This is a genomic window from Aureimonas phyllosphaerae, assembly GCF_900113065.1.
GTDB lineage: Bacteria > Pseudomonadota > Alphaproteobacteria > Rhizobiales > Rhizobiaceae > Aureimonas > Aureimonas phyllosphaerae.
This window is the reverse complement of record NZ_FOOA01000002.1, coordinates 1-19,752: the sequence shown is the minus strand read 5'-3', so window position 1 is coordinate 19,752 and position 19,752 is coordinate 1. Positions and strand designations below refer to the sequence as shown.

Annotated in this window: 18 protein-coding genes; 11 read left to right on the top strand and 7 right to left on the bottom strand. The window is 64.3% G+C overall.

The features are described from left to right. Window positions 1-50 precede the first annotated feature (50 nt). Window positions 51-947, top strand: coding sequence for an alpha/beta fold hydrolase (locus BM175_RS03195; protein WP_090959248.1), 897 nt, complete (start codon window positions 51-53; stop codon window positions 945-947). Window positions 948-986: 39 nt separating this feature from the next. Continuing rightward, a complete protein-coding gene (locus tag BM175_RS03190; protein ID WP_425285257.1) occupies window positions 987-1,922 on the top strand; it encodes a glutaminase in 936 nt (311 codons plus the stop codon). Window positions 1,923-1,928: 6 nt separating this feature from the next. On the opposite strand, the gene BM175_RS03185 is transcribed toward BM175_RS03190, so the two are convergent. After that, on the bottom strand, window positions 1,929-2,114 hold the full coding sequence (locus tag BM175_RS03185) for a DUF2735 domain-containing protein (RefSeq protein ID WP_090959243.1): 186 nt from the start codon (window positions 2,112-2,114) through the stop codon (window positions 1,929-1,931). A gap of 360 nt (window positions 2,115-2,474) precedes the next feature. Between BM175_RS03185 and BM175_RS03180 the strand changes: the two genes are divergently transcribed. Then, window positions 2,475-3,515, top strand: coding sequence for a glutamine synthetase beta-grasp domain-containing protein (locus BM175_RS03180; RefSeq protein ID WP_090959240.1), 1,041 nt, complete (start codon window positions 2,475-2,477; stop codon window positions 3,513-3,515). Between the two features lie 60 nt (window positions 3,516-3,575). On the opposite strand, the gene BM175_RS03175 is transcribed toward BM175_RS03180, so the two are convergent. From BM175_RS03175 to BM175_RS03165, 3 genes are all read right to left on the bottom strand, one after another. Then, the gene (locus BM175_RS03175; RefSeq protein ID WP_090959237.1) at window positions 3,576-4,190 is read right to left on the bottom strand and encodes a YdeI/OmpD-associated family protein; all 615 of its coding nucleotides are present in this window, start codon (window positions 4,188-4,190) and stop codon (window positions 3,576-3,578) included. Window positions 4,191-4,275: 85 nt separating this feature from the next. After that, window positions 4,276-5,685, bottom strand: coding sequence for a type I glutamate--ammonia ligase (glnA, locus tag BM175_RS03170; protein ID WP_055884867.1), 1,410 nt, complete (start codon window positions 5,683-5,685; stop codon window positions 4,276-4,278). A 59-nt stretch (window positions 5,686-5,744) separates the two neighbouring features. Continuing rightward, a complete protein-coding gene (locus BM175_RS03165) occupies window positions 5,745-6,083 on the bottom strand; it encodes a P-II family nitrogen regulator (protein ID WP_055884870.1) in 339 nt (112 codons plus the stop codon). Between the two features lie 221 nt (window positions 6,084-6,304). Between BM175_RS03165 and BM175_RS03160 the strand changes: the two genes are divergently transcribed. Next, on the top strand, window positions 6,305-7,777 hold the full coding sequence (locus BM175_RS03160; RefSeq protein ID WP_090959234.1) for an NAD(P)H-hydrate dehydratase: 1,473 nt from the start codon (window positions 6,305-6,307) through the stop codon (window positions 7,775-7,777). Window positions 7,778-7,779: 2 nt separating this feature from the next. Here BM175_RS03160 and uvrA read toward each other — a convergent pair whose 3' ends face one another. Next, entirely contained in the window at window positions 7,780-10,656 is a 2,877-nt protein-coding gene (gene uvrA, locus BM175_RS03155) for an excinuclease ABC subunit UvrA (protein ID WP_090959231.1), read from the bottom strand. 317 nt (window positions 10,657-10,973) lie between these two features. Here uvrA and ssb point away from each other — a divergent pair, with 317 nt between their 5' ends. Further along, complete coding sequence (gene ssb / locus BM175_RS03150) at window positions 10,974-11,516, top strand: single-stranded DNA-binding protein (RefSeq protein ID WP_090959229.1); 543 nt, start codon at window positions 10,974-10,976, stop codon at window positions 11,514-11,516. 15 nt (window positions 11,517-11,531) lie between these two features. Here ssb and BM175_RS03145 read toward each other — a convergent pair whose 3' ends face one another. Next, window positions 11,532-12,164 carry a MarC family protein gene (locus BM175_RS03145; protein WP_425285255.1) on the bottom strand — a complete coding sequence of 211 codons (633 nt, stop codon included), beginning with the start codon at window positions 12,162-12,164 and terminating at the stop codon, window positions 11,532-11,534. 289 nt (window positions 12,165-12,453) lie between these two features. Here BM175_RS03145 and gyrA point away from each other — a divergent pair, with 289 nt between their 5' ends. Further along, the gene (gene gyrA / locus BM175_RS03140; RefSeq protein ID WP_244545868.1) at window positions 12,454-15,135 is read left to right on the top strand and encodes a DNA gyrase subunit A; all 2,682 of its coding nucleotides are present in this window, start codon (window positions 12,454-12,456) and stop codon (window positions 15,133-15,135) included. Between the two features lie 53 nt (window positions 15,136-15,188). Here the strand turns inward: gyrA and BM175_RS23195 are convergent, their stop codons facing one another. Then, complete coding sequence (locus tag BM175_RS23195) at window positions 15,189-15,317, bottom strand: hypothetical protein (protein WP_280137607.1); 129 nt, start codon at window positions 15,315-15,317, stop codon at window positions 15,189-15,191. A gap of 195 nt (window positions 15,318-15,512) precedes the next feature. Here BM175_RS23195 and coaD point away from each other — a divergent pair, with 195 nt between their 5' ends. The 5 genes from coaD to tgt all read left to right on the top strand — a co-directional run bounded on the left by coaD (window position 15,513) and on the right by tgt (window position 19,363). Further along, window positions 15,513-16,007: a pantetheine-phosphate adenylyltransferase gene (gene coaD, locus BM175_RS03135; RefSeq protein WP_090959223.1), complete on the top strand. Its 495-nt coding sequence runs from the start codon at window positions 15,513-15,515 to the stop codon at window positions 16,005-16,007. Between the two features lie 20 nt (window positions 16,008-16,027). Continuing rightward, on the top strand, window positions 16,028-16,567 hold the full coding sequence (locus BM175_RS03130) for a peptidylprolyl isomerase (protein ID WP_090959220.1): 540 nt from the start codon (window positions 16,028-16,030) through the stop codon (window positions 16,565-16,567). 99 nt (window positions 16,568-16,666) lie between these two features. Further along, complete coding sequence (locus BM175_RS03125; protein WP_090959217.1) at window positions 16,667-17,137, top strand: peptidylprolyl isomerase; 471 nt, start codon at window positions 16,667-16,669, stop codon at window positions 17,135-17,137. A 10-nt stretch (window positions 17,138-17,147) separates the two neighbouring features. After that, window positions 17,148-18,227, top strand: a complete 1,080-nt coding sequence (gene queA, locus BM175_RS03120) for a tRNA preQ1(34) S-adenosylmethionine ribosyltransferase-isomerase QueA (RefSeq protein ID WP_090959215.1) — start codon at window positions 17,148-17,150, stop codon at window positions 18,225-18,227. After that, window positions 18,224-19,363 (top strand): tRNA guanosine(34) transglycosylase Tgt, encoded by a 1,140-nt coding sequence (tgt, locus tag BM175_RS03115; RefSeq protein WP_090959212.1) that lies wholly within the window; start codon window positions 18,224-18,226, stop codon window positions 19,361-19,363. The genes queA and tgt overlap by 4 nt, the downstream gene beginning before the upstream one ends. Window positions 19,364-19,752 lie beyond the last annotated feature (389 nt).

The window sequence follows — 19,752 nt, the reverse complement described above, 5'->3', positions numbered from 1 at the left end:
AACGCCGGTTCCGCTTATGATGCGTTCGGCGACGACAGGTGAGCGGGTACATGCGTCAGATCATCCGGATCATAGGATCCTGCCTTGGACTGGGGATCGCCGGCTCGGCCGCGGCGGCTTCCTTCCCGCCCTTCAAGGACGATCTTTTCGGCTACCCCGAGCCGGTCGCTTCGCTCGATGGCGGACGCCGTCTTGATGTGCCCTACGATGAAGCCCGAGACATCGACCGCCGCGACGAGGTGCCCGAGCGACGCGTCAAGCGCCAGTACGTCGAACTCGGCCGTGATCTGGAGGCGCACGAGAAGCAGCTGGCGACGCCGAAGGGGCCGTTGCGTTACGCGCAGGTCGGCGCGTCAACCGGGGGCCAGCCGATACTGGTGTTCGTTCATGGCCGCAACGGCGATCGGCGGCTGGGGCTTAACGACTGGACGTTCGGAGGCAACTTCAATCGGCTGAAGAATCTTCTGGTTCGAGGCGGCGGCAGCTACATCACCGTTGATGCCGGCCAACTCGGCGACGCGGATGCCGAGAAGGTCGCCGCCCTTGTGACACAGTTGAAGAACGAGTCGGCAACCTCGGAACTGATCCTCGCCTGCGCGTCGATGGGCGGCCAGATCTGTTGGTCAATCGCGATTAGCCCAACAGTCACCAGCATCGATGCGATGGTCCTCCTCGGGTCCGATTCAACGCCACAGCGCTTCGAGGCGATGCGCCGCGTGCGGGGAAACGCGCTGCCGGTCTTCATGGCCCATGGGACGCGGGATAAGGTGTACGCCTTCGACCGGCAGCTCGCCGCTTTCGAAGCGGTGCGCAAGCGCTGGCCGGCCGATCCCGTCCGCTTCGTCGGCTTCGATGACGGCAATCACGGCACCCCGATCCGCATGGTCGACTGGCGCGACACGTTGAATTGGATCGCGGCCAGCGCTAGCCCTACCGCTGCGCGCTAGTATTGCGCGGTGCGTCTTTCCCTGCCGGAGCATCCCTTGATTGCAGGACCAGAGCTACAGTCGCTGGTGTCGGAGATCGCCGCGGACATGCGGGCAAGGCCGGATCGCGGGCGTGTGGCGGACTACATTCCCGAACTCGGAGCGGTGGATCCCAGCTATTTCGGGATGGCTGTCGCCCTGCCGGACGGAACGGTGGCCGCAGCCGGCGATGCCGATACGGCGTTCTCGATCCAAAGCATCTCAAAGGTCTTCACGCTGACGCTCGCCCTCGGCATTGCCGGCGATCGCTTGTGGAAGAGGGTCGGACGCGAGCCATCTGGCAGCGCCTTCAACTCGATCGTGCAGCTGGAGAACGAGAAGGGCGTGCCGCGTAATCCCTTCATCAATGCGGGTGCGATCGCGGTGACCGACGTGATCCTGTCGGGTCACAAGCCGCGCGAGGCGCTGGGCGAGATCCTGCGCTTCATGCGCTTCCTGTCGGACGACCCGTCCATCACCATCGACAAGGCGGTGGCCGAGTCCGAGCAACGGACGGGGTTCCGCAACATGGCGCTCGCCAACTACATGAAGTCGTTCGGCGTGATCGAAAACCCGGTGGAGTTCACGCTCGGCGTCTACTTCCACCACTGCGCCATCGCCATGTCCTGCCGGCAGCTCGCACTCGCAGGCCGGTTTCTCGCCCACTCTGGACGCCATCCCGGCACCGGCCTCTCGGTGATCCAGGCCGAACGGGCGCGGCGCATCAACGCGATCATGCTCACGTGCGGCCACTACGACGGATCGGGCGAATTCGCCTATCGGGTCGGATTGCCGGGAAAGAGCGGCGTCGGCGGCGGCATTCTGGCGATCGTCCCTGGGCAGGCATCGATCGCGGTCTGGTCGCCGGGTCTCGACGCCGCGGGCAACTCCCATCTCGGGCGGATCGCACTCGAGACCTTCGCCAAGCGTTCGGGCGTCTCGATCTTCGGGGCCTGACCGACGTCAGGCGTTGCCGCGCGGCTCCGTCTCGTCCATCGCCGCCTGATGATACCAGGCGTCGCAATCCACGATCACCTCGCGAACCGCGGCCCTTTCCTGGGGGGCGGCACCCCAGAGCCGTGCCTCCCGCCGGCCGCCCACCGGAAATGCGAGAATGGTCGCGGTTGGAGAGAGCGAATTGCGTTCCATTGCGATCTCCTCCTATCGGAGCGCCGCGTTCTTCAGCATCGCGGCCTGCTCATTCCCTATGCACTATGCACTCATTTTCATCAGATGGAAGGGCCGCAGAACGCTGGCTACATAAAACCGTCACGATGCGGCGACGGGTTGAAGATCAACTTTCATCCGACATCGTCCGCTCGATCAGACCGGAAACGTCGAGACGAGCGGGAGAAACGCGTCGCCCTGGAGTGTTTCGACGACTTTTCTACCAGCCCTCGGCACGACACGGGCAAACTGGCACGGGATATGCATGATGGGTGGTAGGCTGGGTCTGGCCGTGCGCCATGCGAGGCGCTCGGGAACCGGCCAGCGCTTTGGAGAAGTGGGATGACGAAGTACAAGCTCGAATACATTTGGCTCGACGGATACACCCCGGTGCCGAATCTTCGTGGCAAGACGCAGATCAAGGAATTTTCGGAGTTCCCGAAGCTGGAAGAGCTGCCGCTCTGGGGCTTCGACGGCTCGTCGACCATGCAGGCCGAGGGCCGCAGCTCCGACTGTGTTCTGAAGCCGGTCGCCGTCTATCCCGATCCGGCCCGCACCAACGGCGTGCTGGTCATGTGCGAGGTCATGATGCCAGATGGCGTCACGCCGCATGCCTCGAACGCCCGTGCGACGATCCTCGACGACGAGAACGCCTGGTTCGGGTTCGAGCAGGAATACTTCTTCTACAAGAACGGTCGCCCGCTCGGCTTCCCGGAAAGCGGCTATCCCGCGCCGCAGGGCCCTTACTACACGGGCGTCGGCTTTTCGAACGTCGGCTCGATCGCGCGCCAGATCGTCGAGGAGCATCTCGACCTCTGCCTCGCCGCCGGCATCAACCACGAAGGAATCAACGCCGAGGTGGCGAAGGGCCAGTGGGAATTCCAGATCTTCGGCAAGGGCTCCAAGAAGGCGGCCGATCAGATCTGGATGGCGCGCTACCTGCTGCAGCGCCTCTGCGAGAAGTACGAGATCGACATCGAGTGGCACTGCAAGCCGCTCGGCGACACCGACTGGAACGGCTCCGGCATGCACTGCAACTTCTCGACGGCCTACATGCGTGAGGTTGGCGGCAAGGAGTATTTCGAGCAGCTGATGGCCGCCTTCGAGAAGAATCTGGAAGCCCACATCGCCGTCTACGGCCCGGACAATCACCTGCGCCTGACGGGCAAGCACGAGACCGCTCCCTGGAACAAGTTCTCCTACGGCGTGGCCGATCGCGGCGCTTCGATCCGCGTGCCGCACTCGTTCGTGAACAACGGCTACAAGGGCTATCTCGAGGATCGCCGCCCGAACTCCCAGGGCTGCCCCTACCAGATCGCCAGCCAGGTTCTGAAGACGATCTCCGAGGTGCCGCTTGGCGCCCAGGTTTCTGCGGCGGCCTGAGCCTACGGGACAACGGACGCGAGAAAGCCCGGCGGAGCGATCCGCCGAGCCTCTTCGCATTCAGGCTTCGCTTTTGGGCGATCGCTTCTGCGAATGCGGCATTCGGCCCTCTCGTAGCATCAGCACGAAGGCATCGATCCTGCGCCGCCGGGCTGCGGGCCTGCGGATATTGTGAAGCCGAAAGGCCAAGGCGAAGCGGTTCTGCGCGCTGAGGGCCTGGAAGGTGGCCTGCGCAGCGGGATCGGCGGCGACGGCGGCCGAAAGATCGTCCGGCATGACCATATCGCGGCTGCCCGCATAGGCCCGATCCCAGCGTCCGTCGCGCTTTGCCGTCTCCACGTGCCGCAGGCCACGCTCGGTCATGCGACCGGCCGCTGCGAAGCGCTCCACATTGCCGACGTTGACGAGGCTCCAGATACTGCGCGGCCTGCGCGGCGTGTAGCGTTGGAGGTAGCTGATCTCGTCGTGGGCCTTGCGGATCGCGTCAATCCAACCCCAACAGAGGCAGACGTCGATCGCCTCGGCGGGCGACACCGTGGCGTAGCCGCCGGCCTTCTTGAAGATGCGGATCCAAATCTCTGACTCGATCGCGTGATGCACGCCGAGCCATCGTTCGAACTCCGCCGCCGAGGCGAAGGCGTGGATGCGTGCGGGATCGACGACGATCGGTGCCATGGGAGCGCCCCCTCCTGCGCGCGAAAACGAAAAGGGCCCCGGCGCACGAAGCGCCGAAGCCCTGATGCAAGCCGATCGGAACCGGTCAGACCGAGTAGTACATGTCGAACTCGACCGGGTGCGGCGTCATCTCGAAGCGCAGAACCTCGGCCATCTTCAGGTCGATGAAGGCGTCGATCTGGTCGTCGTCGAACACGCCGCCGGCCTTCAGGTAGTCGCGGTCGGAGTCCAGGCTCTCCATCGCCTCGCGGAGCGAACGGCAGACCGTCGGGATTTCCTTCAGCTCCTCGGGCGGCAGATCGTAGAGATCCTTATCCATGGCGGCGCCCGGATGGATCTTGTTCTTGATGCCGTCGAGACCGGCCATCAGCATGGCGGCGAAGGCGAGGTAGGGGTTCGCCGTCGGATCCGGGAAGCGGACCTCGACGCGCTTGGACTTCGGCGACTGGCCGAAGGGGATGCGGCAGGACGCCGAGCGGTTGCGCGCGGAGTAGGCGAGGAGCACTGGCGCCTCATAGCCCGGCACCAGACGCTTGAAGGCGTTCGTCGACGGGTTGGTGAAGGCGTTCAGCGACTTGGCATGCTTGATGATGCCGCCGATGTAGAACAGCGCATTCTCGGACAGACCGGCATATTCGTTGCCAGCGAAGGTCGGCTTGCCGCCCTTCCAGATCGACTGGTGCACGTGCATGCCCGAGCCGTTGTCGCCGAAGATCGGCTTCGGCATGAAGGTCGCCGTCTTGCCGTAGGCGTTGGCGACCTGGTGGATCACGTACTTGTAGATTTGCATCTTGTCCGCGTTGCGGACCAGCGTATCGAACTTGATGCCGAGTTCATGCTGGGCTGCAGCCACTTCGTGGTGATGCTTCTCAACCGCGACGCCCATTTCGGCCATCACCGTCAGCATCTCGGAGCGCATGTCCTGGCAGCTGTCGATCGGCGGAACCGGGAAATAACCGCCCTTGACGCGCGGCCGGTGGCCGAGGTTGCCCGTCTCGTACTCCGAGTCGTCGTTCGACGGCAGCTCGGTCGAGTCCAGCTTGAAGCCGGTGTTGTACGGGTCAGCCTTGTAGCGGACGTCGTCGAAGATGAAGAACTCGGCTTCCGGTCCGAAATAGGCGGTGTCGCCGATGCCGGACTGGTTGAGGTAGGCCTCGGCCTTCTTGGCCGTACCGCGCGGATCGCGGTTGTAGCTCTCACCCGAAACCGGATCGAGGATGTCGCAGTAAAGGACCATCGTCGACTGCGCGAAGAACGGGTCCATGTGCGCCGTCTCGGGGTCCGGCATCAGGGTCATGTCGGACTCGTTGATCGCCTTCCAGCCGGCGATCGACGAACCGTCGAACATCGTGCCTTCCGAGAACATGTCCTCGTCCACGATGGTCTGATCCATCGTGACATGCTGGAGCTTGCCCTTGGGGTCCGTGAAGCGAAGGTCGACGAACTTGACGTCGTTGTCCTTGATCTGCTTCAGAATATCGTTGCCCGAAGTCATGAGAGTCCTTTCCGAATGGACGACTGTGCTCGTGTGGCTGTCCGGTTGGTCGCCGGAAATCAGATGGCGTCGACGCCGCTCTCGCCGGTGCGAATGCGCACGGCTTCCTCGACATGCGAGACGAAGATCTTGCCGTCGCCGATGCGGCCGGTCTGCGCCGCCTTGCGGATCGCCTCGACCGCGCCTTCGACCGCCTCGTCGGCGAGAACGATCTCGATCTTCACCTTGGGGAGGAAGTCGACCACGTACTCGGCGCCGCGATAGAGCTCCGTATGGCCCTTCTGCCGTCCGAAGCCTTTGGCCTCGATGACGGTGATCCCCTGGAGACCGACGTCCTGAAGGGCTTCCTTCACTTCATCGAGCTTGAAGGGTTTAATGATCGCTTCGACCTTCTTCACCGAAGTTCGTCTCCCCCTACGTACCCGCCCTCGGACGGGTGACCGTCTGCTCCCGGCCAGGCAGCGTGTAGACCGATTGCCCGGCCGAGTCGATGCGGCAAATGCCTGTGCGATGTGTAGCGGATGACTGGCGCGAAAACCAGCGAACAGTCCCGGCTGACTGGGCATCCACGCGGCAGGTTCTGCTCAATTGATGGTCATCTGATGAGGGTTTGAGCACTATGCTTGTATCGGGATCGCCCACCGCTCTTCTGGACGACAGCGGCGTCAAAAGGGCGGACGCCCTCGCAGAGAAGGCAGGCATCGCGCTCGATACGCTCGTTGCGAATGTGGGAATTCGCGTCGCGGACGTCGCGGCGACGGGTCTGCACGCTGGGGCGCGGATCGCCGTCTGGGCGGGCCCGGGCATGAACGGTGCCGATGCGCGAAAGGCGGCGGAACTCCTGCGCGGTCGGTTCGCGGTGACGGTCTTCGCGTATGGCCGGGCCATCGATGGAGACGATTGTCTGCCGCTGGATGCTTATGACGGCACGGCGTTTGACCTTGTCGTCGACGGGCTCTTCGGGACCGGGCTCCGTCGCCCGCTGGACGCAGTCTGCTCCGAAGCGGTGCAACGTCTTGCGAGGAGCGGATCACCGGTCGTCTCAATCGACATTCCGAGCGGCATCGACGCGCGGACCGGCGCGATCCTTGGGGCGGCCGTCAGGGCTCAACGCACCGTAACGTTCGAATGGCGTCGGTTGGGTCACCTCCTTATGCCCGGCCGCCTTCATGCGGGGGAACTGATCGTCGCGGAGATCGGAATACCTGATGAGGTTTGGGCCGACGTGCCGGCTCCGGCTGATGCGAACGAACCCGGTCTCTGGCTCGACCGGCTGCGTCATCCGTCGTCGGCCGGACACAAATACGACCGAGGCCACGTGGGTGTGTTCGCCGGACCGCTGGAGCACAGCGGCGCGTCGCGTCTCGCTGCGGCGGCGGCCCTACGCGGTGGCGCGGGCCTCGTTACGCTTGTCGGTCAGCGCGGCTCGCTTGCGGGTCTGTCGGCTCAGGTCACGGCCATCATGCTGCGCGGGTGCGACGGCGAGAGCGATCTCGCAACATTGCTGGCGGACGCGCGCTTCAACGCCTTCGTCCTCGGCCCGGGATTTGGAGACGTCGAGCGGGCGCGGGCCTTCGCGACGATGATCCTGCATGCTGGCCGCCATCTGGTGCTCGATGCGGATGGAATTTCGGCGTTCGCGCAGGAGCCGGACCGGCTCTTTACCGCATGCCACGCAAGCGAGGGCGGCGTCGTGCTCACGCCGCACGCGGGAGAATTCAAGCGTCTGTTTCCAGACATCGCGGCCGATCCGTCGCTTTCGAAGCTCGACGCCGCGCGAGCCGCGTCGCGGACATCCGGCGCTGTCGTCGTGTCGAAAGGCGCCGACACGGTGATTGCCGCGCCCGACGGCCGGGCTGCGATCAACGCGACCGGAACGCCATGGCTGGCAACGGCGGGAACGGGCGACGTCCTCGCCGGCATCGTCGCGGCACAACTGGCGCAGGGAACACCGACCTTCGAGGCGGCCTGCGCGGGCGTCTGGATGCACGGTCGTGCGGCAGAACTCTTCGGCCCGGGCCTCATCTCCGAGGATTTACCGCAGATGCTGTCCCGCGTTCACACAGAACTCGACGCCTTGCGGCGCGGTTGACGTCACTCGGCGGCTTCGGCCTTCGCAATCGGCCGACGCTCCAGCAGATCCCTCAGGAAACGGCCGGTGTAGGAGCGGGGCACCTTCACCAAGGCTTCTGGCGTTCCCGTGGCAACGATCTCGCCACCACCATCCCCGCCTTCCGGGCCGATATCGATGACCCAGTCCGCGGTCTTGATGACCTCGAGATTGTGCTCGATGACGACGACCGTATTGCCCTGATCGACGAGCTCGTGAAGCACCTCCAGAAGCTTGGCGACGTCGTGGAAGTGCAGTCCGGTCGTCGGCTCATCGAGAATATAGAGTGTGCGGCCGGTCGCCCGACGCGACAACTCCTTCGCCAGTTTCACGCGCTGCGCCTCGCCGCCGGACAGGGTGTTCGCCTGTTGCCCGACCTTGATATAGCCGAGGCCGACCTCGTTGAGGGTCACGAGCTTGTCCCGCACCGCCGGAACGGCCGAGAAGAACTCGACGCCTTCCTCGACGGTCATGTCGAGGACATCGGCGATCGACTTCTCCTTGAAGGTGACCTCCAGCGTCTCGCGATTGTAGCGCTTGCCGTGGCAGACGTCGCACGTGACGTAGACGTCGGGCAGGAAGTGCATCTCGATCTTGATGACGCCGTCGCCCTGACATGCCTCGCAGCGGCCGCCCTTCACATTGAAGGAGAAGCGGCCCGGCTGGTAGCCGCGCGCCTTCGCTTCCGGTAGGCCGGCGAACCAGTCGCGGATCGGTGTGAAAGCACCGGTGTAGGTCGCCGGATTCGACCGCGGCGTGCGACCGATCGGCGACTGGTCGATGTCGATCACCTTGTCGAGGAGTTCCAGCCCGTCGACGCGGTCGTGATCGGCCGGCACATCGCGTGCGCCGGAAATCCGCCGTGCCGCGGCCTTGAACAGCGTCTCGATCAGGAACGTGGACTTGCCGCCGCCCGACACACCCGTGACACAGGTGAAGACACCCATCGGCACTTCGGCGGTGACGTTCTTCAGATTGTTGCCGCGCGCGCCGACGACCTTGATCGCCTTGCCTTTCTGCGACTTGCGCCGCTTGCCGGGCACCGGCACCCCCTTGGCGCCGGAGAGATAGGCGCCGGTCAGCGAGTTCGGATGGGCCATCACCTCGGCGGGCGTGCCCGAGGTGATGATCTGACCACCGTGGACGCCGGCCGCCGGACCGATGTCGACCACGTGGTCGGCCATTAGGATCGCATCCTCGTCGTGCTCCACGACGATCACCGTGTTGCCGATGTCGCGCAGGTGCTTGAGCGTGGCCAGAAGCCTCTCGTTGTCGCGCTGATGCAGGCCGATGGACGGTTCGTCCAGAACGTAGAGAACGCCCGTCAGGCCGGAGCCGATCTGCGAGGCGAGGCGGATCCGCTGCGACTCGCCGCCGGACAGCGTGCCTGACGCACGCGACAAGGTGAGGTATTCGAGCCCGACATCGTTCAGGAACCGCAGGCGCTCGCGGATTTCCTTGAGGATCCGGACCGCGATCTCGTTCTGCTTCTGCGTCAGCTTCTCGGGTAGCGCTTCGAACCAGTCGCGCGCATTTCGAATCGACTGTTCGCTGACCTCACCGATGTGAAGCCCTGCGACCTTGACCGCCAGCGCCTCCGGCTTCAGCCGGTAGCCTCTGCAGGCCGGGCAGGGGGTCGCCGACATGTAGCGCTCGATCTCCTCGCGCGACCACGCGGAGTCCGTCTCCTTCCAGCGACGCTCGAGGTTCGGGACAATCCCCTCGAAGGTCTTGGTCGTGGAATAGGACCGCAGACCATCGTTGTAGCGGAACTCGATCTTGGTCTTGCCGGTCCCGTTCAGAATGGCATTGCGCGCGGTCTCGGACAACGCCGACCAGCGCTCGGTCTGCTTGAACCCATACTCGCGACCGAGGGCCTCCAGCGTTTGAGCGTAGTAAGGTGAGGTCGACTTCGCCCAGGGCGCGATGGCGCCGCCCTTCAGTGTCAGGTTCTCGTCCGGAACGATGAGCTTCGGGTCGATCTGCTGTTGGGACCCAAGACCGTCGCAACGCGGGCAGGCGCCGAACGGGTTGTTGAACGAGAACAGGCGCGGCTCGATCTCGGGGATGGTGAAGCCCGATACGGGACAGGCGAACTTCTCGGAGAAGAGGATCTGGCGCGGCTTGCCATCGTCGCCGAGGCCGTCCGCATACTCCGCGACCGCCAGTCCATCCGCGAGCCGAAGCGCCGTCTCGAGGCTGTCGGCAAGACGCGACTTGATGTCCCCGCGCACGACGATGCGATCCACCACGACGTCGATGTCGTGCTTGAACTTCTTGTCGAGGGTCGGGGCATCGGCGATGTCATGAAATTCGCCGTCGATCCGAACGCGCTGGAAGCCCTTCTTCTGAAGTTCGGCAAGTTCCTTCTTGTACTCGCCCTTGCGGCCGCGGATCATCGGCGCCAGCAGGTAGAGCCGCGTTCCCTCTTCAAGGACCATGATCCGGTCGACCATCTGGCTGACTGTCTGGCTCTCGATCGGCAGGCCGGTCGCCGGCGAGTAGGGAACGCCGACGCGCGCGAAGAGAAGGCGCAGATAGTCGTAGATTTCGGTGACCGTGCCGACCGTCGAGCGCGGGTTCTTGGACGTCGTCTTCTGCTCGATCGAGATCGCGGGCGACAGACCGTCGATCTGGTCGACGTCCGGCTTCTGCATCATCTCGAGGAACTGGCGAGCGTAGGCCGAAAGGCTTTCGACGTAGCGGCGCTGCCCCTCGGCATAGATCGTGTCGAAGGCGAGCGACGATTTGCCGGAACCAGACAAGCCGGTCATCACGATCAGCTTGTCGCGCGGAAGGTCCAGGTCGACGTTCTTGAGATTGTGCTCGCGAGCGCCGCGAATGGAAATGACGTTCTTCATGGAGTTCGCCGCACTGTGTCGAATACAAGGGCTTGAATGGAAAGCCGGCGGATTCGGTTCGCCCACCCGCTCCGGTTTTCCACTCCAGCCCACAGCCCATATCGGGAAGGCACGCGAAGAATCAAAGGTCCGGGTCTGCTGGATTGGCCTTGCCTTCGCCCAGTTCCCATTTTGTTCTAGACAGAATCATGCAGTGCGGCAATCCATGTCGGCGGCTGCGGCCACCGAGAAGGCTGGGGATCGACGTTTCCGGCGGTATCGTGCCGGCGGCAATATCACTAGTGTCCGCGCGACGAGAGTTCATACGGAGAAGAAGAATGGCGGGTAGCGTCAACAAGGTCATCCTCGTCGGCAATCTCGGCGCCGATCCCGAGATCAAGCGCCTCAATTCCGGCGATGCGATCGCGAACCTGCGGATCGCGACCTCCGAGACCTGGCGCGACAAAGCCTCCGGCGAGCGCAAGGAGCGCACGGAGTGGCATAGCGTCGTGATTTTCAACGAGAACCTGGTGAAGGTCGCCGAGCAATACCTGAAGAAGGGCTCGACGGTCTACATCGAGGGTCAGCTGCAGACGCGCTCTTGGGAAGATCAGCAGGGCCAGAAGCGGTACACGACCGAAGTCGTGTTGCAGCGGTTCCGCGGCGAACTGCAGATGCTCGGCGGACGCGGTGGCGACGGCGGCGGCCCGTCCTATGACGGCGGCGGCGAGCGCTCGGGCGGACGCTCTGGCGGGGGCGGTGACTACGGCCGTGGCGGCGGTGGCGCCGGGGGCCGCAGTTCGGGCGGCGGCGGTGGATATGGCGGCGGGGGCGGCGGCGGTCGTCCGTCCGACGACATGGATGACGAGATTCCGTTCTGATCGGTCGTCGAACGCTCAGGCGGCGGGAACGAGGAACAACGCCTTGACCCCGTCGCTGACGAACTGGACGGCGAGCGCCGCCAGGAGAACACCCAGAAGACGGGTGACGACCGCGCGGCCCGTATGCCCCATCAGGCGCTCGAGCCGATCGGCTGCGCGCAGGAAGAGGTAGGCGACAAAGATCGTGATGGCGACGACCGCCAGCACGCTCCCCTGTCCCGCGGCGGACGGCAACTCGCCGGAAAGAAGGATCACGGCGGAAATCGCGCCGGGTCCGGCCATCAGCGGGATCGCCAGCGGCACGGCCGCAATCTCCCCGGCCTCGTGCTCGGTCATGGCTGTCTGGGCATCCTTTTCCTTGCGCGTCTTCCGCTTCTCGAACACCAGTTCGAACGCAATCCAGAACAGGAACAGCCCGCCGGCCACGCGGAAGGCGCCGAGCGAGATGCCGAGCGCCGTCAGGACGCTGAGGCCCGCGAGGCCGAAGATGGCAAGGATCGCGAAGGCGATGAGACAGCCGTTGCGCGCGATCCGCGCACGATCGGTTCGCGACAGGCCGGCCGTTAGCCCGAGGAAGATCGGAGCCAGCCCGATCGGGTCGATGATGACGAACAGCGTGGCGAAGCCGTTGAGCAGTGTCTCGATCATTCGCAGGCCCCGCACGTCGCTGAAAATCCTCCTCTCATAGCGTCGACGGGATGCCGGTGCGACGGCCGCGCGGCGGATTGTGCGAAACGTGCGACGTTTATTTGCGGGCCACCTGCCAACTCATTGATCCGACGATCGAATTACAAGCGCGCCGATTTGCGTCAAGGTGCCGGTTCCTTATATAAGGACGGTACATTCTGCCCAGGATTTCATCTTGTCCGATCTTCCTCCCGATTCCATCCAGCCCGAGCGTCCGACGGGGATCGAGCCGGTCTCCATCATCGAGGAGATGCAGCGTTCCTATCTCGACTACGCGATGAGCGTGATCGTGAGCCGCGCGCTTCCCGACGTTCGCGACGGGTTGAAGCCGGTGCATCGGCGCGTGCTTTACGCAATGAGCGAGATGGGACTGGTCTGGAACAAGTCCTATCGCAAGTCCGCTGGTGTCGTCGGTGAGGTGATGGGTAAGTATCATCCGCACGGCGACGCCTCGATCTATGACGCGCTGGTGCGCATGGCGCAGGACTTCTCGCTGCGCGCGCCGCTGATCGACGGGCAGGGGAACTTCGGTTCGATCGACGGCGATCCGCCGGCAGCCATGCGCTACACCGAATGCCGGCTGGAGAAGGTGTCCGACGCGATCCTGGCGGACATCGACAAGGAAACGGTCGACTTCCAAGACAATTACGACGGCCGCGAGCAGGAGCCGGTCGTGCTTCCGGCGCGCGTTCCGAACCTCCTTCTCAACGGTTCAGGCGGCATTGCCGTCGGCATGGCGACGAACATCCCGCCGCACAATCTCGGCGAACTGATCGACGGCTGCATCGCGCTGATCGACAATCCGGCGCTGCAGCTGCCGGACCTGATGGACATCGTTCCGGGGCCCGACTTCCCGACCGGCGCCATCGTGCTCGGCCGCGCGGGCATCCAGAGCGCGTACGCTACCGGGCGCGGTTCGATCCTAATGCGCGGCAAGGTGCATATCGAGGAAATGCGCGGCGACCGCGAGGCGATCGTCATCACCGAGATCCCGTATCAGGTGAACAAGGCCTCGATGATCGAGAAGATGGCCGACTTGGTGCGCGAAAAGCGCGTCGAAGGCATCTCCGACATTCGAGACGAGAGCGATCGCGAGGGCTACCGCGTCGTGATCGAGTGCAAGCGCGATGCCTCGTCAGACGTCATCCTGAACCAGCTTTACCGTTTCACGCCCCTGCAGACGACGTTCGGCGCCAATATGGTGGCGCTGAACGGCGGCAAGCCGGAGCAGATGAACCTCCTCGACATGCTGTCCGCCTTCGTGGCGTTCCGCGAAGAGGTGGTACAACGCCGCACGAAGTACCTTCTGCGCAAGGCGCGCGAGCGGGCTCACGTCCTGGTCGGCCTCGCGATCGCGGTCGCCAACATCGACGAGATCATCAAACTGATCCGCCATGCGCCCGACCCGACGACGGCGCGCGAGCAGCTGATGGAGCGGGAGTGGGAGGCGAGGGACGTCGCGCCGCTGATCCGCCTCATCGACGATCCGCGTCATCGCATCAGCGACGCCGGCACCTACAGGCTGTCGGAGACGCAAGCGCGCGCGATCCTCGACCTCCGACTGCAGCGCCTGACCGCCCTCGGACGCGACGAGATCGGCGACGAGCTGAACACGATCGGGAATGAGATCCGTGACTACCTCGAGATCCTGTCCTCGCGGGTGCGCGTGCGCGAGATCATCAAGGACGAGCTGACGGCGGTCCGCGACGAGTTCGCTACCCCGCGTCGCACGCTGCTCCTCGAAGGCGCAGCCGACCTCGACGACGAGGACCTGATTCCGCGCGAGGACATGGTCGTGACCGTCAGCCACGGCGGCTACATCAAGCGCGTCCCGCTCAGCATCTATCGGGCGCAGCGGCGCGGCGGAAAGGGCCGCTCCGGCATGTCGCTAAAGGACGAGGAAGACTCGGTCACCCGGCTCTTCGTCGCGAACACCCACACGCCCGTCCTATTCTTTTCCTCACGTGGCATTGTCTACAAGGAGAAGGTCTGGCGGCTGCCGCTCGCCACGCCGCAGTCCCGCGGCAAGGCACTCGTGAACATGCTGCCGCTGGAGAAGGGCGAGCGCATCACCTCGATCCTCCCGCTTCCCAACGAGGAGGAAGCGGCCGAGCGGCTGAACGTGATGTTCGCGACCACCAAGGGAACGGTTCGCCGCAACAAGCTGTCGGATTTCACGCAGGTGAACCGCAACGGCAAGATCGCGATGAAGCTGGAAGAGGCGGAAGACGAGATTCTGGCGGTTGCCGTCTGCGGCGAGGACGACGACGTTCTGCTCGTGTCGTCGGCGGGACTTTGCATCCGCTTCCCGGTCACGGACGTACGCGTCTTTACGGGCCGCAACTCGATCGGCGTGCGCGGCATGGCGCTCGGTGACAGCGATCGCCTGATCTCGATGGCGATCCTGCGCCACGTCGAGGCGACCCCGGCCGAGCGCGCAGACTATCTGCGCAAGCGGCGCGCGGTCGAAGGCGATGTCGCCGAGGACGTGGCGGACGAGGAAGCCGCGGAGAGCGTGTCGATTTCCGCGGAACGTTATGCCGATCTCGGCGCGCGCGAAGAGTTCGTCCTCACGCTCAGCGAGTTCGGCTTCGGCAAACGCTCGTCATCATACGATTTCCGCACCAGCGGACGCGGCGGCAAAGGCATTCGCGCGACGGATCTCGGGCGGGTCGGCGATATCGGACGTCTCGTGGCCGGGTTCCCTGTCGAATCCGGCGATCAGGTTCTGATGATCTCGGACCGAGGTCAGATGATCCGCGTTCCCGTCGAAGGCATTCGCATCGCCGGTCGTGCGACCAAGGGCGTGACGATCTTCAACACGGCCGACAATGAGCGGGTCGTTTCCGTAGAGCGCATCCCCGACCAAGGGACCGAAGAGCCGGCTCTGGCCGAACCTTCAGGCGAGGCGCCGGAACCGTCCAGCGAGTGAGGATGGGAGTCGACTGCGGTGGCGGCTTGGTGCCGTCCTGCCGCAGACTGCGGTCAGCCGAGGATCTTCGGCTTGCGGGCGAAGGCGCGAGCGCGCTGTTTGCTCGCTTCATTGTGCATCGCGATCACGGTAGCGGTGGACAGAGAAGCGACCATCGCGAGCGACAGGGCGAGGAACAGCATGGATTTCCCTCCGAAATACAACGCCATAACGTGAATGGTTGACGAATCGTTCCATTGCTGGATCGCTCCGATTCGCGCTCACGCCGCGCGAACGTTCATGGGTATCTTGCGGTGTGAATCCTTCTCAATCTGGTATCGCGCCCCGTGCCGTTTCAACCCGCTACAGCGATCGTGCCCTATGGTTAGCAAGTCGTCATGACGCGGATCGCCCTCTACGCTGGAAGCTTCGATCCGCCGACACTCGGGCACGTCGACGTTCTGCAGACGGCAGCGCGGCTCTTCGATGAGGTGGTCGTCGCGATCGGCGTCCACCCGGGCAAGACACCGTTGTTTTCGGCGCAGGAGAGAGCCGATCTGGTGATCGGTAGTCTCGCTGGTCGACCGGACGCTGCGCAGGTCCGCATTTCATTCTTCGACGATCTCGTGGTGGAGGAAGCCCGTCGACAGAAGGCGACTGCGCTGGTGCGCGGTCTGCGGGATGCGACGGACTTTGACTACGAGATGCAGATGGCCGGGATGAACCGTAGCCTGATGCCTGAACTGACGACGCTTTTCCTGCCCGCGTCGCCTGCGACGAGGCCCATTACGGCCACATTGGTCCGCCAGATCGCCAAAATGGGCGGGGACGTAACCTCCTTCGTACCGGAGCACGTCGCCGCCGCCCTGAAACGCAAGCTCTTCTCTTCCTGAGGGCTGCCCGGAGTTCGACGATGAAACTTCTTCCGACCCTTGGTCTTCTCGCGGCCGTCGCGATGTCCGCGATCGCTCCGGCGCACGCACAGACCGCCGCTGGCGACACGCTTGTCATCGAGACCAACAAGGGCGAGATCGACGTCAAGCTTCGCCCCGATCTGGCGCCCAAGCATGTCGAGCAGATCAAGGCGCTGGCCAAGGAAGGCTTCTACAACGGCGTCGTCTTCCACCGCGTGATCGACGGCTTCATGGCCCAGACCGGTGATCCGACCGGCACCGGCATGGGCGGCTCGGACAAGCCGGACCTCAAGGCCGAGTTCTCCGACACGCCGTTCAAGCGCGGCACGGTCGGCATGGCGCGCGCGCAGGACCCGAACTCCGCCAACTCCCAGTTCTTTATCATGCTCGCCGACGGCGACTTCCTGAACGGCCAGTACACGGTGGTCGGCGAAGTGACCAAGGGCATGGACGTCGTCGACAAGATCAAGAAGGGTGACGAGGCCAACAACGGCACCGTCGAGAACCCCGACAAGATGGTGAAGGTCGAGACCCGCTGATATCGGCCTTGCAACCGCAGGGCGCTTCATCCATTCACGCAAGCATCTGGGCGATCCGAGTCTGTCGGATCGCCCTCCGTCATTGATAGGAGACGCACAATGGCCTTCGAAGATCCCGAGAACACGCTGGTTCTGGAAACGACGAAGGGGCAGGTCGTCATCAAGCTGCGGCCTGATCTCGCGCCGGGCCACGTCGCCCGCGTCAAGGAGCTCGCTCGCGAAGGCTTCTACGACGGCGTCGTGTTCCACCGGGTGATCGACGGCTTCATGGCCCAGACCGGCGATCCGACGGGCACCGGCACCGGTGGTTCCGACAAGCCGGACCTGAAGGCGGAATTCTCGGCCGAGCCGCACAAGCGCGGGACGGTGTCGGCCGCGCGCACGGCCAACCCGAACAGCGCCAACTCGCAGTTCTTCATCTGCTTCGAGCGCGCGCCCTGGCTGGATCGCCAGTATTCGGTCTGGGGCGAGGTCGTCGAGGGCATGGACGCCGTTGACAAGATCAAGCGTGGCGAGCCGGTCCGCGATCCCGACTCGATCACCACCATGCGCGTCGCCGCGGACATCTGACAAGGTTCCCGTGCAAGTCGATCTCTTCGACTTCGAACTGCCGGAAGAGCGGATCGCCTTGCGACCCGCTCTTCCGCGCGAATCCGCCAGGCTTCTCTATGTCCCCGCGTCGGGTCCATTCGCGGATTGCCGGGTGGGCGACCTGCCGGACTTTCTGCGCGAAGGGGACGTCCTCGTCTTCAACGACACCAAGGTCATCCCGGCCCAGCTGACCGGTGAGCGGATAAGGGCCGGCTCGGATGGATCGTCCCGCGTAGCAGTCGACGCGACGCTACACATGCGCATCGCGCTCGATCGCTGGAAGGCCTTCATGCGGCCAGGCAAGCGGATCAAGGTCGGCGATCTCGTCGTATTCTCGTCCGGCACCGCGACAGATCCCGGCCTCGAAGCCGTCGTCCTCGAGAAAGGGGAGGGCGGCGAGGTCAACCTCCGGTTTACACTGGCCGGCCCCGAACTCGACGCGGCGATCTCGGTCGTCGGGCATTTGCCTCTTCCGCCCTACATCGCATCAAAGCGCGCGGTCGACGACGACGACCTGCGCGACTATCAGACGGTATTCGCCCGCGAGGAAGGTGCGGTTGCCGCCCCGACTGCGGGCCTCCATTTCACGCCGGAGCTTCTGGCGGAGCTCGAATACCGCGGCGTAATGCAGGAGTTTGTTACTCTGCACGTCGGCGCGGGTACGTTCCTGCCGGTCAAGGCCGACGATACGACCGAGCACCGCATGCACAGCGAAATCGGCGTCGTAACGAAGGACGTCGCGGAGCGATTGCAGACTGCGCGGGACGACGGGCGCCGGATCGTTGCCGTCGGCACGACATCGCTTCGCCTTCTGGAAAGCGCAGCGCGCGCGACGGGGCGGATCGAACCGTTCTCGGATGCGACCGACATCTTCATCACGCCAGGCTTCCAGTTCCGGGCGGTCGACGCGCTCATGACGAACTTTCACCTGCCGCGTTCGACGCTTTTCATGCTGGTGTCGGCCTTCAGCGGCCTCGACCGAATGCGCGCCGCATACGATCACGCGATTGCCGGCGGCTATCGTTTCTATTCCTACGGGGACGCCTGTCTCCTGGAGCGCAGCGCTTGACCGAGTTCCAGTTCAACGTATCCGCGACCGATGGTCTGGCCCGGCGCGGCACAATCCGCATGCCGCGCGGCGAGATCCGCACGCCCGCCTTCATGCCCGTCGGGACGGCCGCGACGGTCAAGGCGATGTATCTCGATCAGGTTCGCGATCTCGGATCGGATATTATTCTCGGCAACACCTACCACCTGATGCTGCGTCCCGGCGCCGAACGCGTGGCACGCCTCGGCGGGCTACACGAGTTTGCCCGCTGGCCCTATCCGATCCTGACGGACTCAGGCGGATTTCAGGTGATGTCGCTCGCGAGCCTGCGGAAGATGTCCGAAGAGGGCGTCACCTTCAGGTCCCATGTCGATGGCTCGGTGCATGAGTTGACGCCCGAGCGTTCGATCGAGATCCAAGGACTGCTCGACAGCGATATCCAGATGCAACTCGACGAGTGCATCCGTCTGCCCGCGGAGCGTCCGGAGGTCGAGCGGGCCATGGAGCTCTCGCTGCGCTGGGCGGAACGCTGCGCCATCGCCTTCGGCAATCAACCCGGCAAGGCGATGTTCGGCATCGTTCAGGGCGGCGACGTCGTGGATCTCCGGGTCCGCTCGGCCGAACGCCTACGAGCCATGGAGCTGAAGGGCTATGCCGTCGGCGGGCTTGCCGTCGGCGAGCCGCAGGAGGTGATGCTTCGCATTCTCGAGGAAACGGTTCCGGTGATGCCGGTGGAGAAGCCACGCTACCTCATGGGCGTCGGCACGCCGGACGATCTTCTTCAGTCGATCGCGCGCGGGATCGACATGTTCGACTGCGTGATGCCAACCCGCGCCGGACGCCACGGGCTTGCCTTTACGCGCCACGGGCGCATCAACTTGCGGAATGCCCGGCACGCCGAAGATGCCACGCCGCTGGATGAGCATTCCGATTGCCCGGCATCGCGGGACTACGCGAGGGCATACCTTCACCATCTCGTCCGCACCGAGGAAACACTTGGCGCAATGCTGCTGACCTGGAACAATCTCGCCTACTACCAAACGCTGATGGCGGGCGCTCGGCAGGCTATCGAAACCGAACGGTTCGGCGACTTCGTCGCCGAGACCACCGAGGGCTGGGCCAAGGGCGAGGAGGCGAGGGGAGCATTCCGACGCTGAGGGCGTCGCTCAGGACCAGGAGGCCTCATGGAGAAGCTCCGACCGCTTTTTTCCCTTTCCCTTGCATTTCCCTGTTGACCTTCCTGCGTATCTCCCCCTATAAGCCGCTCATCGACGACGGCGGTGGCGCCGGGGCGGACGGGTTGGACGGCTGAGGCGGTCTGGTTGGTTTGCCGGGAAGTTGGGTTAGCGGTTGTGTTCTTCCGGGATATCTGGGAGGGGATGGCTGGCTGGCTCGGTTTTGCGCCTCTTGTGAGTGTCGGACGAGTTTTTTCGAGTTTGCTTCTGGCATGCTTGAAGGGTGGCTGGCCAGGTTGGTCACCCGAGCGGCGGACTTTTGTGGTTTGCCGGGTTCTTTGAGAATTGAAGAGAGAACGGAAGAAAGAGAG

Excerpts from the sequence above, each read along its gene's own strand:
- BM175_RS03195 (WP_090959248.1), top strand. The coding sequence starts at position 51 with ATGCGTCAGATCATCCGGATCATAGGATCCTGCCTTGGACTGGGGATC.
- BM175_RS03185 (WP_090959243.1), bottom strand. The coding sequence starts at position 2,114 with ATGGAACGCAATTCGCTCTCTCCAACCGCGACCATTCTCGCATTTCCG.
- BM175_RS03180 (WP_090959240.1), top strand. The coding sequence starts at position 2,475 with ATGACGAAGTACAAGCTCGAATACATTTGGCTCGACGGATACACCCCG.
- BM175_RS03175 (WP_090959237.1), bottom strand. The coding sequence starts at position 4,190 with ATGGCACCGATCGTCGTCGATCCCGCACGCATCCACGCCTTCGCCTCG.
- glnA (WP_055884867.1), bottom strand. The coding sequence starts at position 5,685 with ATGACTTCGGGCAACGATATTCTGAAGCAGATCAAGGACAACGACGTC.
- BM175_RS03160 (WP_090959234.1), top strand. The coding sequence starts at position 6,305 with ATGCTTGTATCGGGATCGCCCACCGCTCTTCTGGACGACAGCGGCGTC.
- uvrA (WP_090959231.1), bottom strand. The coding sequence starts at position 10,656 with ATGAAGAACGTCATTTCCATTCGCGGCGCTCGCGAGCACAATCTCAAG.
- ssb (WP_090959229.1), top strand. The coding sequence starts at position 10,974 with ATGGCGGGTAGCGTCAACAAGGTCATCCTCGTCGGCAATCTCGGCGCC.
- BM175_RS03145 (WP_425285255.1), bottom strand. The coding sequence starts at position 12,164 with ATGATCGAGACACTGCTCAACGGCTTCGCCACGCTGTTCGTCATCATC.
- gyrA (WP_244545868.1), top strand. The coding sequence starts at position 12,454 with ATGCAGCGTTCCTATCTCGACTACGCGATGAGCGTGATCGTGAGCCGC.
- BM175_RS23195 (WP_280137607.1), bottom strand. The coding sequence starts at position 15,317 with ATGCTGTTCCTCGCCCTGTCGCTCGCGATGGTCGCTTCTCTGTCCACC.
- coaD (WP_090959223.1), top strand. The coding sequence starts at position 15,513 with ATGACGCGGATCGCCCTCTACGCTGGAAGCTTCGATCCGCCGACACTC.
- BM175_RS03130 (WP_090959220.1), top strand. The coding sequence starts at position 16,028 with ATGAAACTTCTTCCGACCCTTGGTCTTCTCGCGGCCGTCGCGATGTCC.
- BM175_RS03125 (WP_090959217.1), top strand. The coding sequence starts at position 16,667 with ATGGCCTTCGAAGATCCCGAGAACACGCTGGTTCTGGAAACGACGAAG.